13 protein-coding genes are annotated in these 14499 nt (G+C 42.3%); 7 read left to right on the plus strand and 6 right to left on the minus strand.

What is annotated here, in order from left to right; translation table 11 throughout:
• Window positions 1-533: 533 nt before the first annotated feature.
• Window positions 534-1172, plus strand: coding sequence for a histidine phosphatase family protein (locus tag ACFQZR_RS13075; RefSeq protein ID WP_379346445.1), 639 nt, complete (start codon window positions 534-536; stop codon window positions 1170-1172).
• A gap of 45 nt (window positions 1173-1217) precedes the next feature.
• On the opposite strand, the gene ACFQZR_RS13080 is transcribed toward ACFQZR_RS13075, so the two are convergent.
• The 4 genes from ACFQZR_RS13080 to ACFQZR_RS13095 form a co-directional block, all read right to left on the minus strand.
• Complete coding sequence (locus ACFQZR_RS13080) at window positions 1218-2312, minus strand: Ger(x)C family spore germination protein (protein ID WP_379346447.1); 1095 nt, start codon at window positions 2310-2312, stop codon at window positions 1218-1220.
• On the minus strand, window positions 2309-3679 hold the full coding sequence (locus tag ACFQZR_RS13085; RefSeq protein ID WP_379346449.1) for a spore germination protein: 1371 nt from the start codon (window positions 3677-3679) through the stop codon (window positions 2309-2311). The genes ACFQZR_RS13080 and ACFQZR_RS13085 overlap by 4 nt, the downstream gene beginning before the upstream one ends.
• A complete protein-coding gene (locus ACFQZR_RS13090; RefSeq protein WP_379346451.1) occupies window positions 3680-4741 on the minus strand; it encodes a GerAB/ArcD/ProY family transporter in 1062 nt (353 codons plus the stop codon). It lies immediately after the preceding gene.
• Window positions 4742-4894: 153 nt separating this feature from the next.
• Window positions 4895-6454, minus strand: a complete 1560-nt coding sequence (locus tag ACFQZR_RS13095; protein ID WP_379346453.1) for a COG4705 family protein — start codon at window positions 6452-6454, stop codon at window positions 4895-4897.
• Between the two features lie 297 nt (window positions 6455-6751).
• On the opposite strand from ACFQZR_RS13095, the gene ACFQZR_RS13100 reads away from it, so the two are divergent.
• The 5 genes from ACFQZR_RS13100 (at window position 6752) to ACFQZR_RS13120 (ending at window position 11422) form a co-directional block, all read left to right on the plus strand.
• Window positions 6752-7678, plus strand: a complete 927-nt coding sequence (locus ACFQZR_RS13100) for a hypothetical protein (RefSeq protein WP_379346455.1) — start codon at window positions 6752-6754, stop codon at window positions 7676-7678.
• 87 nt (window positions 7679-7765) lie between these two features.
• On the plus strand, window positions 7766-8503 hold the full coding sequence (locus ACFQZR_RS13105; RefSeq protein ID WP_379346457.1) for an ABC transporter ATP-binding protein: 738 nt from the start codon (window positions 7766-7768) through the stop codon (window positions 8501-8503).
• Window positions 8496-9242 (plus strand): ABC transporter permease subunit, encoded by a 747-nt coding sequence (locus tag ACFQZR_RS13110; protein WP_379346459.1) that lies wholly within the window; start codon window positions 8496-8498, stop codon window positions 9240-9242. Before ACFQZR_RS13105 ends, ACFQZR_RS13110 begins: the two co-directional genes overlap by 8 nt.
• Window positions 9243-9257: 15 nt before the next feature.
• The gene (locus ACFQZR_RS13115; RefSeq protein ID WP_379346461.1) at window positions 9258-10739 is read left to right on the plus strand and encodes a sensor histidine kinase; all 1482 of its coding nucleotides are present in this window, start codon (window positions 9258-9260) and stop codon (window positions 10737-10739) included.
• A complete protein-coding gene (locus ACFQZR_RS13120; RefSeq protein WP_379346463.1) occupies window positions 10736-11422 on the plus strand; it encodes a response regulator transcription factor in 687 nt (228 codons plus the stop codon). The genes ACFQZR_RS13115 and ACFQZR_RS13120 overlap by 4 nt, the downstream gene beginning before the upstream one ends.
• A 93-nt stretch (window positions 11423-11515) precedes the next feature.
• Here the strand turns inward: ACFQZR_RS13120 and ACFQZR_RS13125 are convergent, their stop codons facing one another.
• Window positions 11516-12385: an AraC family transcriptional regulator gene (locus tag ACFQZR_RS13125; RefSeq protein WP_379346465.1), complete on the minus strand. Its 870-nt coding sequence runs from the start codon at window positions 12383-12385 to the stop codon at window positions 11516-11518.
• Between the two features lie 126 nt (window positions 12386-12511).
• Between ACFQZR_RS13125 and ACFQZR_RS13130 the strand changes: the two genes are divergently transcribed.
• A complete protein-coding gene (locus ACFQZR_RS13130; RefSeq protein ID WP_379346467.1) occupies window positions 12512-13333 on the plus strand; it encodes a phytanoyl-CoA dioxygenase family protein in 822 nt (273 codons plus the stop codon).
• A 118-nt stretch (window positions 13334-13451) separates the two neighbouring features.
• Here the strand turns inward: ACFQZR_RS13130 and ACFQZR_RS13135 are convergent, their stop codons facing one another.
• Window positions 13452-14195 carry a phytanoyl-CoA dioxygenase family protein gene (locus ACFQZR_RS13135; RefSeq protein ID WP_379346469.1) on the minus strand — a complete coding sequence of 248 codons (744 nt, stop codon included), beginning with the start codon at window positions 14193-14195 and terminating at the stop codon, window positions 13452-13454.
• Window positions 14196-14499 lie beyond the last annotated feature (304 nt).

Here is a 14499-nt window from a genome sequence, read left to right on the forward strand (position 1 = left end):
CTCAAACAAGACGGTAAAACGCGAAAAAACAAATATTAAAGGTCAACTTCACAAAAAACCGGTTTCCCCGTTCGCTATGGGAATCCGGCTTTTTTTATCAGTATAGAGTAGGAATTGGATAACAGGACACAGCGTCAACAAATCTTGGGTCAATGCCATAAAACATCCAGTATGCCCCATTCCATCGATAACCTGAAACTTCACCATACTCAACGCGAGTTGGGTAAAACCAGAAGCGTTCCCCATTCTTTAGCCAGACATAAGTGTATTGATATAAGCAGTCGACCATATAAGATACAGCAGGTTTTTCTGGGATGAATGTAGGGGGAGGAGACTGTGGCAGAGCGGTTGATCCTTGAGATCCCGGCGGTGGCATAAATGCCATTTGACTTCACTCCTTATCAATGGGGTATTCGTCTATCCTGCATATATATGTGGTTAAAGAACTAATTGACTGTACAGATGCCTAATCCGTGGAGGTATTGTGCACACTACAATATAGGAGAGGGTATATCAACAAGAGGAGTTGCAATATGAAGAAGATTGGTTGCTTATGGTTATTTCTATTCTTGTTTACGATCCAGACACAAATGGTAGAGGTGTCAGCAAGTACAGTAAACGCCGATCCAATAGATCCTTCGATACTGAACTCACTTCGCCATGGTGGATATGTCCTTTATGTTAGACATGGAGAAGCTACAATAGGAGCGGACCAACCGCATATCATATACGGAGATTGCGCAACCCAAAGAAATCTTTCGGAGGAAGGCAGACAACAATCTGTGTCGTTCGGGGCTGCTCTTCGAAGATTGCATATTCCAGTTCACTATCCAGTTACAGCAAGTCCTTTTTGTCGAACAAGAGAAACAGCAGAACTGGCTTTTGGGAAACATAATATTCAAGTTGACCCGTACTGGATTAAAATTTATCAATTAGGTGCTCACGTACCGCCTGCTGACCAGGCTAATACTTTAACAGAACTGACAGCTGAGTTAGAGAAGGTACCGGTATCTGGGACGAATACCGTAATTGTGGCACACGGATTTCCTCAAGGAATAGGGTTGGGTGAAATTCCGTACTTAGGTACCGTTGTCGTGAAACCAAAGGGTCGAGGGAACGGATACGATATTGTAGATCGAATTTCCATAGAAGAGTTTACAGGTTCACCTTAAAGAAACACCTGCTGCTAAACTGTCTCTTTATTTCTTCACTATTTTTCATTTTTGTCTCATCCCTGTGCTTTCGATCGAAACCTTCACGTCAATGTTCCCAAGTTTGATCGAATCGCATGGCTTTATGTTTTGTCGATAACAACCAAGTTTTATATTGTAAATGTCGACACCTTGCTTGTTTGCTGCATCGAACGTCTCGCGGATCTCGTTTTGGACGGCTGTTTCAGCTTTGCTAGCGATTTCTGCAATCGTCAAATTTTCTTTTTGAACACGAATGAATCCTTTTATTTTGATTGTATAGTCCGCGACAATAAAATCGCCTTCGCGGTGGTATTTTCGTTCTATTTTCGGCTCTCTTAACGATAAGATCGTCGTATTTTCTTTGCTATCCTCCAAGACAAGATTTGCATTTTTTGCATGTGGATCGAGCCAACGCATCCCTTGTATTTGCGACTCGGTAAATGATTTCGGGTCCTTTCCCTGCGTGATTGCGACGCCACCTTTCATGACGGTTACTTTTTCTTTCTCTCCACCTTTTGTCCACCTTTCGCTTATTCCGATTTTAGGAATTACAACCGTTTCCCAGTTCTCACCTAGGGAGCGGAATACGTGCTGGAATCTTTTTGGTGCGAGAAGCGATTGCATGTTATACGTTAATTTTGGCTGATACGTCAATGTTGCCATAGAGGAGCTGCCGGTAATGGGCTTTGTGTTCAGCACCTTCTCCAGCGGTTCGTCTGTGATATAGACCCAGGCAGTGTATCGCGTCTCTCTTGAATGCAAATAATCGTCTTTTAATGTGCGAAACCCTTGACTTAGTGCATTGTTCGTTAGAATGACTGCCTTATTTTGCGACCACACCAATTTGACTTGGCTTATTTTTTCAACTTCATCCATTGCCATTGCCAACGAAGGAGCTGTTGCTTTGCCGACGATAATCGGATTTGGAGGTGGTGAACCGCCTTTTTGTTTCGCCATTGCGGACGGTTCGTTGATTTGCACGTTAACGGTGTATGCGCCATTTTGATAATCAATCCCGAGCTCGTTCACAAAAATATGATATTGTGCATCTTTTACATCCCAACAGCCCGCAAGCAACATCGCACTAAGCAAGCAGATGGTTACAGCTGCGATTTTCACTTGGGATCCTCCGGTCGTTTGGTCTCATCTTGTGTGTGTAAATTTTTCGGTCGTGTGGGATTGTTTACCGTATACGGTTTAAAGACGCCTTTGAAAAAGTCGGACTTAATGGGTGGGGAAATAGGCGACAAGTAGGGCACACCGAACGATTGTTTGCTACCTAGAAGCGCGATGATCAAACAAACTGCCATAAAAAAACCAAACATCCCTAAAAGCGATGACAAGATAAACACAAACATCCGAATGATGGGTACGACAGAACTGATGGTTGTGTTGATGAGTGTATAGCCGGCAATAACAGAAACCGCCATTGCGAGCATAACAGTTGGCGAGGTTAGTCCGGCTTCGATTGTCGCGGTACTCAAGATGAGGCCTCCGACAACCGTGACGGTCGGTCCAACCGTTTTGGGCAGTTTGATCCCCGCTTCTTTAAATAGTTCAAACAAAATTAACGCTAAGAAACCTTCCAGAGGTAAACTTAGCGGTAGTCCCATGCGATTAGCCGTTAAAGTGGCAAGCAGAGGCATCGGAATTTGCTCAAAATGATACGTCGTAAGCGCAATTAAAAAACCAGGTAAAAAAACAGACAATACCCCTCCGCAAATGCGTAATGCACGCTGCATATTCACAATGGGTGCAGTGAAATAGGCATCTTCCGGCGATTTAATTAAAGAGATAAGCGATGTGGGGGCGATAATACCAATGGATGAACCGTCGATAAGAACAAAAAACCGACCTGCATTCAAACATTCTGCCGCATAATCAGGACGCCCTGTTGTATCAACAACCGGTGCAAGGGAGCGAGTTTTATCGGATAGCGCCGCTTCAATGGACGTATTTCCGATAACAACGTCAAGCTCAATGTTCGACAATCGATGCCGCGCTTCTTCAATGAGCTCGGCATTTGCAACATCTTCGAAATATAGGAGAGCCACTTTGGTTTGGAATCGTGTACCAATCTTAAACATCTCGCATTTAAACGTACTTGTGCGGATGCGTTTGCGAATGAGCGCGATATTGGTTTCGATGCTCTCGGTAAATCCGTCGCGTGCGCCCTTAATTGTCGTTTCCGTTACGGCGTCTTCCGGCTTACGCTGCGGCAACTTAGATGTAATAAAGCTTCTAATCACGCCTTGTTCTGAGTCAACGACAACCAGTTCGCCATTAAAAATGGCTGTTTCAATTTCCATGATGTCTTTAACGGATTTCGCTGGCAGTCGTTCAAGAGAGTTGCTTATGATGAGCTCGTAAATACGCTCAATGTTTGCCAGTCCACTGACATAGAGGATGAGCATACCATGGCTTGATTCTAAAATTTGAACGTCCGCGCAGTTTGCAAAATATTCTTGAAGATATTGTCTGTCCACCTAATTTACCTCCTTCTTTTTGATTTGGCACAGGATGAACAAAAAGATCGTAAAGGCCATGTTGAGCACCAAAGCACTCAGATAGATTAGCGCCGATGTTTTTTCTAAGTTAATGTTAAATCGCCCGATGCAAGACGAGAAATAGATCAGTAACGCCAAATAAGGCAGCGATTTTTGCCCCCATAACTTTTGAAAAATATACAGCGCTAGTGATAGGCGGATAAAGATGCCGGCAAGCCATTGGTAAATCGACAAAAAATCCGTTTGTGCAATCTCGTTTCCAACCGATGCGATACGCCACTGTTCAAATGCCGGAAATGACATGCTCGCAGCTTCTGTAGGTCCAAATGTAGCGATGGCACCAATAAGCGGTCCGATCGTAAGTTCAATTAAGATAAGCAAACTTATCGCATAATGGCGTTTTTTTAATTTGCCTTTCAGGTCATCGCTAACAAATACAATAAAAATCATCCCGCTAATACCCGCTGCTGTGAAGAGTGCTGCCATGCAAATGTCAGAAAATGAATGTGTTCCGATTGGTAACAAATAATGGTAATCTTTGACTTGAAAGTTGACGGTCATTACATACAAACCGAAGACAATAATGAAGGGAAGCAAAATCCCGTTCGTGATGGCAATTGTAACAATGCCTTTTTTCGCAGTAATGTATGCGAATCCGATTAAACAGGCGCTGGTAAACCAAATGGGTGTTTGTGGTAAATAAGCTGTCTTGGTCCACTGCAACGTGTCTTGCACATCAAATGAGGTCATGACGAGATAGTATACCGTATAGATGAGCGCCGCGCCGATGGCGATGGCGGTATTTGTTTTTTTCTTAATCCAGGGAACAAGAGAATCGTTGATTTTACCCATGATAAACCAGAGCAGTCCGCACCAAAGGAGCATCAGCGGAAATGCAAGCAAAGCCCCGATCCATGCATCGCGTCCAGCAGCATCGAGTAGTATAGGCATGATGAGGACGTGATTGGATACACCGATGACCGTGATCCAAAGCAACGCGCTTTGCAACGGCGTAATCGTTGTTAATGGTCGGAACGTCACGAGAACACTACACCACCTTTATAGAATACGGATAGTATAGGTATTTATTAGAAATTTTACTCAAAACACCCAGAAGGCAGTTTTAACAAGTCAGAAAATTTATCAGGATCAAAAGAAAACAGTCGACTGAAATCAGCCGACCGTAGTTCACGCTTATTTATTTGCTTCGTTAAAGGTGCTAAGCGAATCGTTAAGTGCAGATTTGCACTTGCTGGCATCAGGGTTTCCTGAACGAGCTGCCGCTAATACCACATCAATCGTTCCATCAATTTGTATCCATGTTTTGCTATCTATTTTCCGAAGCTTAGGCTCAGATGTGTCCCATTGATGTTCCAAATTGTCTGCGCCTTTTTTGGCCGAAGCAAAGTCATTTGAGTTTACATCTTTTAGCATATCACTTTCGATTTTAACGAAGTCTGTTAACTGTCCAGCTAATTTATTTTGTGAAGAATCGGTTTTCGATTTTCCAACTGATGTAGTAGTTTGTGAAGAATCGGTTTGTGATGCTGATTTATTTGCTCCGTTTAAGGTACTAAGCGAATCGTTAAGTGCAGATTTGCATTGGCTAGCATCAGGGTTACCAGAACGAACTGCTGCTAATACCACGTCAATCGTTCCATCAATTTGGACCCATGTGTTGCTATCAATTTTCCGAAGCTTAGGCTCAGCGGTATCCCATTGAAGTTCCAAATTGTCAGCGCCTTTTTTGGCCGAAGTAAAGTCATTTGCGTTTACATTGTTTAGCATATCACTTTCAATTTTAACGAAATCAGTTAATTGTCCTGCTAATGTAGCTTGTGTAGAATCGGTTTGCGATGCAATATTATTGCTTAACCCAACATAACCGCCTATACCAACACCTAAGAAAATACACAGTACCACAATGGTTTGCACCAAAACATTTTTCTTACTTCCAGTTGCTTGGTTTGTTTCTGCTGGTTCATTTTTTGCCGTTGTATCAAATTCTGTAGCAGCAAGAAATACGATGATCGCTAAAATAGCTGTAAGAAAAATGACACTCGTAACGGTTGTCCCCAAACCTAACCCACCATTATTTGTTGGTTGAGATAGGTAATCTCCTAATGATGCTCCGAGTGGACGAGTGAGAATATAAGCAATCCAAAACGCTAATATCCCATCAAGTTTCAGGAATTTCCATGCCAAGAATACACAAGCAATTATAATAATGACTGTAGTTCCTGTGAGAAGATAACCAAGACCGAGTTGTTCGGAGAATAAATCGCCAACTGCTGTTCCAAGTGCAAATGTGAAAAGAATGGTAAGCCAATAGAAAACTTCTCTTTTTCTTGTATAAATCGAGTGGATCGAGAGTGTTTTTTCACTAAGATACCAAAAAAGAAAAGTTAAACCTAGCAGCACGGAGAAAACGATTGTACTCGTCTCAAGAGGTATCCCGATATTGTCTGTCAGATTATCCGTTACCAACGTCCCAAATACGCTAATAAGCACAACCGTTAGCCAATAAATGCTTGGAACATATTTCGTTGCTCTGAATTGAAAGAACAATACAATGAAAAACGCTACTCCCATGATGATTGTCGTGAGCGATAAACCAAATCCGAGATTGAAATTTATGAAGTCGGCAAATGTTTCACCGACCGTTGTGCATAAAATCTTAATAATCCAAAAGAAAATAGTAACCTCAGGTACCTTGCTAAGTATAATTTTTAATTTATTTTCGTTCACTTCCATACATAACTTCCTTTCTTTGTAGTGGTTTCCCACAACTTTTTTTTATTATTCCCAAATAATAAAAATATCTGTTTTTCAACATTAATCTAGTAAGATTAAAATATAATGAGAAGGATTCTACATAAACTAGAATGTAAGGGCAACTGTCTTAGGCAGTTGTCTATTTCTCATGAAAATTCACGTTTGATGCTTTTTGTTGATTTAATAAGATTTTAATAATTGGTTCACAAGATTTTCAGTTTTAGTGCCTATGATTGATCTTGTAAGTCAAAAATCTTATTTTGCAGGAGGTAGAACATGAAGAAGAAATGGTTAATGCTAGGCGGCACTCTAGGTATTAGTAGCGTCATGATGATTACAACAGGAGTAAGTGCATTTGCGAGTACATCGGGGTATGACGCGTATAAATCTGCACTGAAGAACACAAGAACGATTCAGAATGTAGCTGTGCAAGCATCCGCTTCTTTGCAGGATAATGGCAATGTTCTTGCAAGCGCGGCAGGTAACTTCAAGATCAGCCTAGACAAACAGGCAGCGAGCGGTAGTGCAAATGTAAAGGCGAATGGTGCAACACAATCGGTTAACTTCTATAAGCAGAAAGATCAGACCGTACTTAAAACGAATAGCAATGACACGTATTATGTCCAACAAGAACGTGACAAAGGAAAAAACAAGCACGAAGCAAAAGAAACGCTAGATCCGCAAATTTCGCAACAAGTTGAGACGGTTATAGATGCGCTAGTAGGGAACTTGAAGGATTATGTTGCTGTAGATGCGAAGACAGATGGTTCCAAGGAGATTACGGCTCAACTTGATAATTCACAGCTTCCAACGGTTGTGAATGCGATCGCACCGATTGTGATTAAACATGCTTCCAATCATGAGCGAGATGGGGAGAAGAAAGACAACAACGATGCGAAACAACTTCCATTTAATCGCGATGTACTTCAAGGTTCAACACCTCAATTGAGTCAAGATATTAAGATTGAGAAGGTTTCCTTCAAAGCGAATATTAACGCTGCTAACTATATTGAGCATCAAGAAGCTGACATCACGGTGTCCGGTAAAGATGCTAGCGGCACAGCGCATCAAGTGACTTTACACCTGCAGGCGAACCTTTCGGGTTATAACACAACAACACCAGATACGATTGATCTTTCTGGTAAAAAGGTTCAACAAATGGATAACCGTCATCATGGTAAATTTCACGATGACAATGAATAAATGAAGTAACGAGAATGGATCAGCAGCAGGTAGGCTTCTACTCAGCGCCTATCTGCTGCATCACCATATGAAGGAGGTATCATCCAGATGGAACCGATATTAGAGACGCATCAACTTACGAAAGTGTATCGTAACAGTAGAGGGATTCGAGATATCAGTCTGCAGCTGCATGCCGGTGATGTGTATGGATTACTTGGGCCGAATGGGGCAGGCAAGACAACATTCTTGAAGCTCATTACAGGTTTGATCCGTGCGGATCAAGGGAAGATTACACTCTTTAATGGAGACCTAATCGATCAATTTGAAGAGGGTATGCAGCATGTTGGCTGTATGATTGAATCAGCAGATTTTCATGATTTTATAACGGCATCGCAATATTTGAAGTTGGTTGGTCGATTCTATTCGAATATTACGGATCAACGAATTACGGAGGTGTTAGAGGTTGTAGGCTTGATCCAAGTTCGCAAAGATAAAATCAAAAATTATTCGACCGGCATGAAGCAGAAATTAGCGCTTGCTGCGGCTATATTGCCGAATCCGAAATTTGTTATTTTGGATGAACCTACGAATGGTCTGGACATTGAAGGCACGGTCATGTTCCGTCGGCTTATTAAACAGTTGTCTGAAGAGCATGGAACGACATTTCTTATCTCTAGTCATATGATCCACGAACTGGAGCAACTATGTAACCGAGTGGGGATCATCGTGGAGGGGCAATTGATTCAGGAAGGGTATGTATCTCACTTACTTGCGAGTGGGCAATCGCTGGAACAATTCTATATTCATGAATTAGAATGCAGGAAAGGGGGGAAGGAAAGTGCATAAATGGAGAGCAGGATTTATCAATGAGCTATGGTTGCTCTTATACCGTAAGAAAATGGTAGCATTCTTCGCATTCTCAGTCATTCTTCCGATTCTACTAGCCGTGTCGCTTCACGCATTACAGCCTATATTGGGACTTGTAGCGGTTAGCCAATCCTTTCCGATTCAGATGTTAAGTATTTATACGGTGGTATGGATTCCCCTCTTCATCTTAACCATGACGGCAGATTTATTCCCAAGTGATGTGGCTACACGAACATTGAAGCTTGCTTTCTTACGGCCCAATACGAGATTTCAAGTGTTCTGTGCGAAGGTTGCAGCTCTCGCTGTGGGGATTTGTGCGTTACTTGTATTACTAGGCGTGGTTACGTTGATTTGTAATGTATTTGCAGGTACTGCCCTTAGTTTCGCAGAGGGAATGGGCGTATTAAAGGCCTATGTTGCTGCTTTCGTTGCGATGGTCGCGCTATCTGCTGTCTTTGTTTTTGTATCTCAATTTTTCAAGAGTGCGAGTGGTTTTATGGTATCTGCTATTGTACTCTATGTGGCACTTAAAATTTCACCATTTCTATTGAGTGCCATGTCTACATTCTCACCTGCTTCCTATACCGACTGGCATATGCTATGGATCAGCCATACCGTCGCTGTAAGTAAGTTATGGTCTACTTCACTTTATTTGTTATCCAGCTGTGTGTTGTTTTTTACACTAGGTTACTATATATTTGATCGAAAAGAAGTGTAAACGGGGAATCTACCGATGTCGATTCGTATTAAGTTATTGCTCTCGTATGCAGCCATGCTAATTATTCCATTAGTTATCACATTCTTCACAGCTATACTATTGACTGTCGTATTTCGTGGTGATCTTCAGACCATCCGTGAGCAATACGGAGCAGGTGCCCATCGCATGTTCGAAGATCAACATGTTGAAGGCATATTGAAGGAGATGAAACGATCCGTTGAGCAGAATCCTTCCATTCTGTCCGATTCGAGTTACTTGTCTGATCTGGATCAAGAGCTGTTACGGAATAAATCAAATTTGATTGTACGTAAAGATCAACGCATTATCTATTCATCTCCTTCATTACAACAGACGGATATTCTGGAGCATTTGCCGGCATATGAAGGATCAGGACATGTGGAAAGAGATGAAGTAGAACATATTGGCAAGGAGCTCATTTCGTTCGGACATTTTGACTTTAGATTCGCTGACCAAACACCCGGTAGTGTCATCGTTGTGACCAACGTGAATCCCGTCGTGAATTTCGCGCAGAAATTTTTCCCGATTCTCTTTATCACCAGTATTATTATTCTGATTCTGACGAATACCTTATTGACGTATTTCGTATCTAGAAGTATCATTCGACCTCTTCAGAAGCTGAAGAATGCCATGAAACGTATTGAAGCAGGCGATTTGGAATTTCAAGTTGAACCGACGAGCAGGGATGAGATCGGAGAGCTCAGTGTTGCTTTTGAACAAATGCGAAATCAGCTGCAGCTTTCAATTCATACGCAAATCCAATATGAAGAGAATCGGAAAGAGCTCATCTCGAACATTTCCCATGATCTTCGAACCCCTTTAACTGCAATCAGAGGGTATATTGATGGTCTGGGAGACGGAATTGCAGATACACCGATGAAAAGACAGAAATATATCGATATCATATCTTCCAAAGCGGAAGAGATGGACCACTTGATCGATGAGCTATTTTTATATTCCAAACTGGATTTGAACCGTTTGCCATTTCAATTTGAAATCGTTGATTTTCACGCATTTTTATTCGATTTATCGGAAGAACTCGAATTTGATCTCGGCAAACAAGGTGTACAATATTCATCGAATATTGCATTAGAACCGGAGACGTATGTGTTAATCGATCGAGACAAACTTAAACGGGTATTCGCGAATATTATTGATAATGGATTAAAATATATGGACAAACCGGAGAAGACGATTCATTTACAGGCTTATATGACAAAAGACGACGTTGTTATTCAGATGACGGATAATGGCCAGGGAATAGAACCGGACGCACTGCCGCATGTATTCGAACGGTTTTACCGCGCGGATCTGTCTCGGAACAGTAACTCGGGGGGAAGCGGGCTTGGCCTCGCGATTACCAAACAAATTATGGATGGTCATGATGGCACGATTCAAGCAAATAGTACGGTTGGTGAGAGTACGTGTATTACATTGACCTTACCACGCCGAAATCATAAAGTTGGTGACCAACAATGAAACAAATTCTAATTGTAGAAGACGAGAAAATCATTGCGGAGCTGGAAAGAGATTATTTAGAGGCGAATGGTTTTAACGTAGATATCGCCACGGATGGCGAGTCGGGGTTAAAGCTAGGGATGAGCGGGGAGTACGATTTAATTATTTTGGATTTGATGCTTCCACGAATCAATGGTTTTGATGTCTGTAGACAAATACGCGAGAAGCATAATGTACCGATTCTAATGGTTACTGCGAAGAAAGAAGATATCGACGTGATTCGTGGTTTAGGTCTTGGAGCAGATGACTATATTACCAAGCCATTCAAACCGGGAGAGTTAGTTGCACGAGTGAAAGCTCATTTAGCTAGGTACGAGCGACTGATTGGCAGTAAGGAAAAAAAAGAAGAGATCCGGATTCACGGCCTTTTGATTGATTATGGGTCACGAAGAGTTTTCGTTCATGATCAAGAGGTGATCCTTACGACGAAGGAGTTCGATTTACTATATTTTCTAGCCGTAAATCCCAACCGTGTATTCAGCAAGGATCAATTGTTCGAGAAATTATGGGGAATGGATGCGCTAGGTGATTCACAGACAGTCACTGTCCATATCCGGAAATTAAGAGAGAAAATTGAGATAGATGCATCTAAATCCCAATACATCGAGACATTATGGGGCGCAGGGTATCGATTTCGATTATAAGGAGAATCAGGCGAGAAGAGTTAGGCACGGCTGCACGAAGCAGCGTAAGCGTGTGCTTAACTTTTCTCGCCATTTACATGTTGGATATTTTGTTCATTTTCCTCTAAAGGCTCCTGGAGTCATGCCTTCTCGGGATCGGAACCTATTTGTAAAATGGCTGACATCCGAGAAACCGCAGTATTCAGCTATTTTGGCGATTGAGTAGGTAGAAGAAGATAACAGCTCCTTCGCGTGATCCAGTCTGAGATTGATTAAAAACTGATGCGGGGGAACTCCGTAACGCTCACGAAAAACGGTTCTAAATCGAGAAGGGGAAAGGTTTGTGCGCTTAGCCAAGTCTTGTATACACAGTGTTTCGGCAAGATGAACCGAAAAATAAGACGGAATCCAATCCAGATCATGTGGATGGCTCGAACCGAGGTTGGCAGGATTAGAGTGGTCTTGAATGATGAGATGGAGCAGCTGGGTGGCAATTGCTTGTGTCTTCAGTTTGGATAATGGATTCGGTTCAAGCCAGCTTCCTATCATTTCCATGAACAAATTGCGATAAAGATACGGCTTGCTAGGCTCTAGCAGAACAGGGATGGATAAACCTTCGAAGTCATTAAGTCTAGGCTGCATGAGATGCTGAAAGGCATGTACATCGATCTGTCCAGGTTTTGTTGGAAAGCTTTTGTCTCTGTCAGCATGGAAGAAAATGTCCATATGAGCAAATGGTGTTTCATTATCAGAAATGGCTTTCAAATCATGCACGGTTCCGGGTTGAAGCAAACAGAATTGTCCTTCTTGAAGCTGATATGTTGTTCCATCGGCGACGACCGTTAGTTCTCCTTTTTGTATATAGATAAACAAAAAATCGAGAAGTTTACGGAAAGGAGAATAATAGGCGTTACGTACCGCGAAATCGCTCTCTCTTATGTAAGGGACAATGGGATGGGTGTAAGAAAATGAAAACAGATTCATGATATTCACCTATAAATTTAGTCGTTTTATACAAGTAACGCGATTATGGCATACAAAGACCAAACTGTCAAAATCTCTTACAATTAGCTATGTAAAGCATGATGAATTGATAAAGGAGAGAGCGGAATGAGCATAACAAACAACCTGCCTAATTTGGACGAGGCATATCATCTACCAGAAGAGCAAATCCTTCATTATCAGCGCGATGGGCATACAATTGTAAGAGGACTGGCGAAACACGATGAAGTTTCCATCTATCGCGAGATCATCAGTGAGATGGTACAAGAACATAACTACCATACAAAACCGGTGCATGAAAGGGACACGTATGGCAAAGCCTTTATTCAGATCGAAAACCTATGGACAATGAGCGATTCCGTTAAAAAATTTGTTATGGCGCGTCGGTTTGCAAAAGTAGCCGCTGATCTGATGGGAGTACCGTCAGTAAGAATTTATCATGATCAAGCATTATTCAAAGAGCCTGGGGGCGGACATACGCCATGGCATCAGGATCAAATTTATTGGCCATTGGATACCGACAAAACAATAACCTTATGGATGCCTCTTGTTCCCGTTTCGGAGGAAGTCGGATCTATGACCTTTGCTTCCGCTTCCCATCTCAATGGCTATATCACGAAGCAGGGGATTTCTGATGAGTCACATCGCACCTTGAAGGACTACATTGAGGGTAAAGGGTTAGAACAAGTAAGATACGGCGCTATGGCAGCTGGAGACGCTACTTTTCACGCTGGTTGGACCCTCCACAGCGCTCCCGGTAACCCAACGGATCGCATGCGCGAAGTGATGACTATCATCTATATTGCGGATGGAACGCCTATTGCTGAACCGGATAGCAATTCACGAAGAAGTGACTTAGCAAGGTGGTTTCCAGGACTTAAACCGGGGGACGTCGCCGCAAGCCCGCTTAATCCTATTGTCTATCCGTAGTACTCTATATTTGTGTTTTACGGCTCCCAGAATGGGCATGTATGCAAGAGATGTCTATAGGGAGCCGGAAGAACACGTGTTTTCTCAAAAGTTTACATATGAGGATCAAGAAAACTTATTAATAAAGCGGGTATTTCTGGCGAAGATCTTCCCTATGGAGAACATTGGAATCCTCGCGGATATAATGACATACATAAGATCGGCGCCAGCGTTCTTTGCTCCTGTTCTTGTTCGAAGAGTGTATCAGCAATTCACTGAAGAAGAGAATATCACCTTTCTCCATGATCACTGGAATTTGATGGCTCGTATCTATACCCTCAGTCTCCTCCGTCCACGATTCATGCTCCTCCAAGTTTTTGACGGCGCCGTGCGGCAGTAAGCCAAGCTTGTGGGTGCCCGGAATGACCCATAAACATCCGTTCTCTTCATCAACCAAATCCTCCATCGCGGTCCATGCGGCAATCATCGTCATCGGATCGTTCTTAATGTAGTAATAATCCTGATGCGATGCCTGTCCGGGAGCTCCTGGTTCTTTATAGAAATACATGCTTTGAACACATACGGCCTCTTTGCCCATCAATTGGGCCAGACCGCCGCGGATTACTGGAAGCTTCATCAATTGACGAGAGAAACTATCATTCTTGTGGGGATTGAACAGCCGCACAGCATATTTCTTGCTTTCTTCGCATGCCGCCCATTCCGGCATTGGTGACTGGTTGCGGATATCATAGATGTGTCCATTAAAGGCATCTGCTAAATCGCTGGAACAACCTCGCTTGAGTAATATATATCCATTTTCTCTGAAAAAATCAATTTGTTCCTCACTGAACGGCTGTAATAGCGGTGGTATTGTTGTGTTCATTTCGAATTCCCCTTTTCTTCGTGATCGTTGTTTTGCTATTCAGCTTACCTTGTATTCGTACGTGCAACAATGCCTCAAATTTGCAATATTGTATCTGGATTTGATATGTTTATCTAATGAGAAAATAGTGGAGATAAACCGGGGGATGTCGCCGCAAGCCCGATTAATCCTATTGTCTATCCATAGTACTCTATATTTGTGTTTTACGGCTCTCAGAATGGGCATTTATGCAAAAGGTGTCTATTGGGAGCCGGAAGAACACGAGTTTTATCAAAAGTTTACATATGAGGATCAAGAAAACTTA

This window comes from Paenibacillus sp. GCM10027629 (assembly GCF_042676425.1).
Classification (GTDB): Bacteria; Bacillota; Bacilli; order Paenibacillales; family Paenibacillaceae; genus Paenibacillus_K; species Paenibacillus_K terrigena.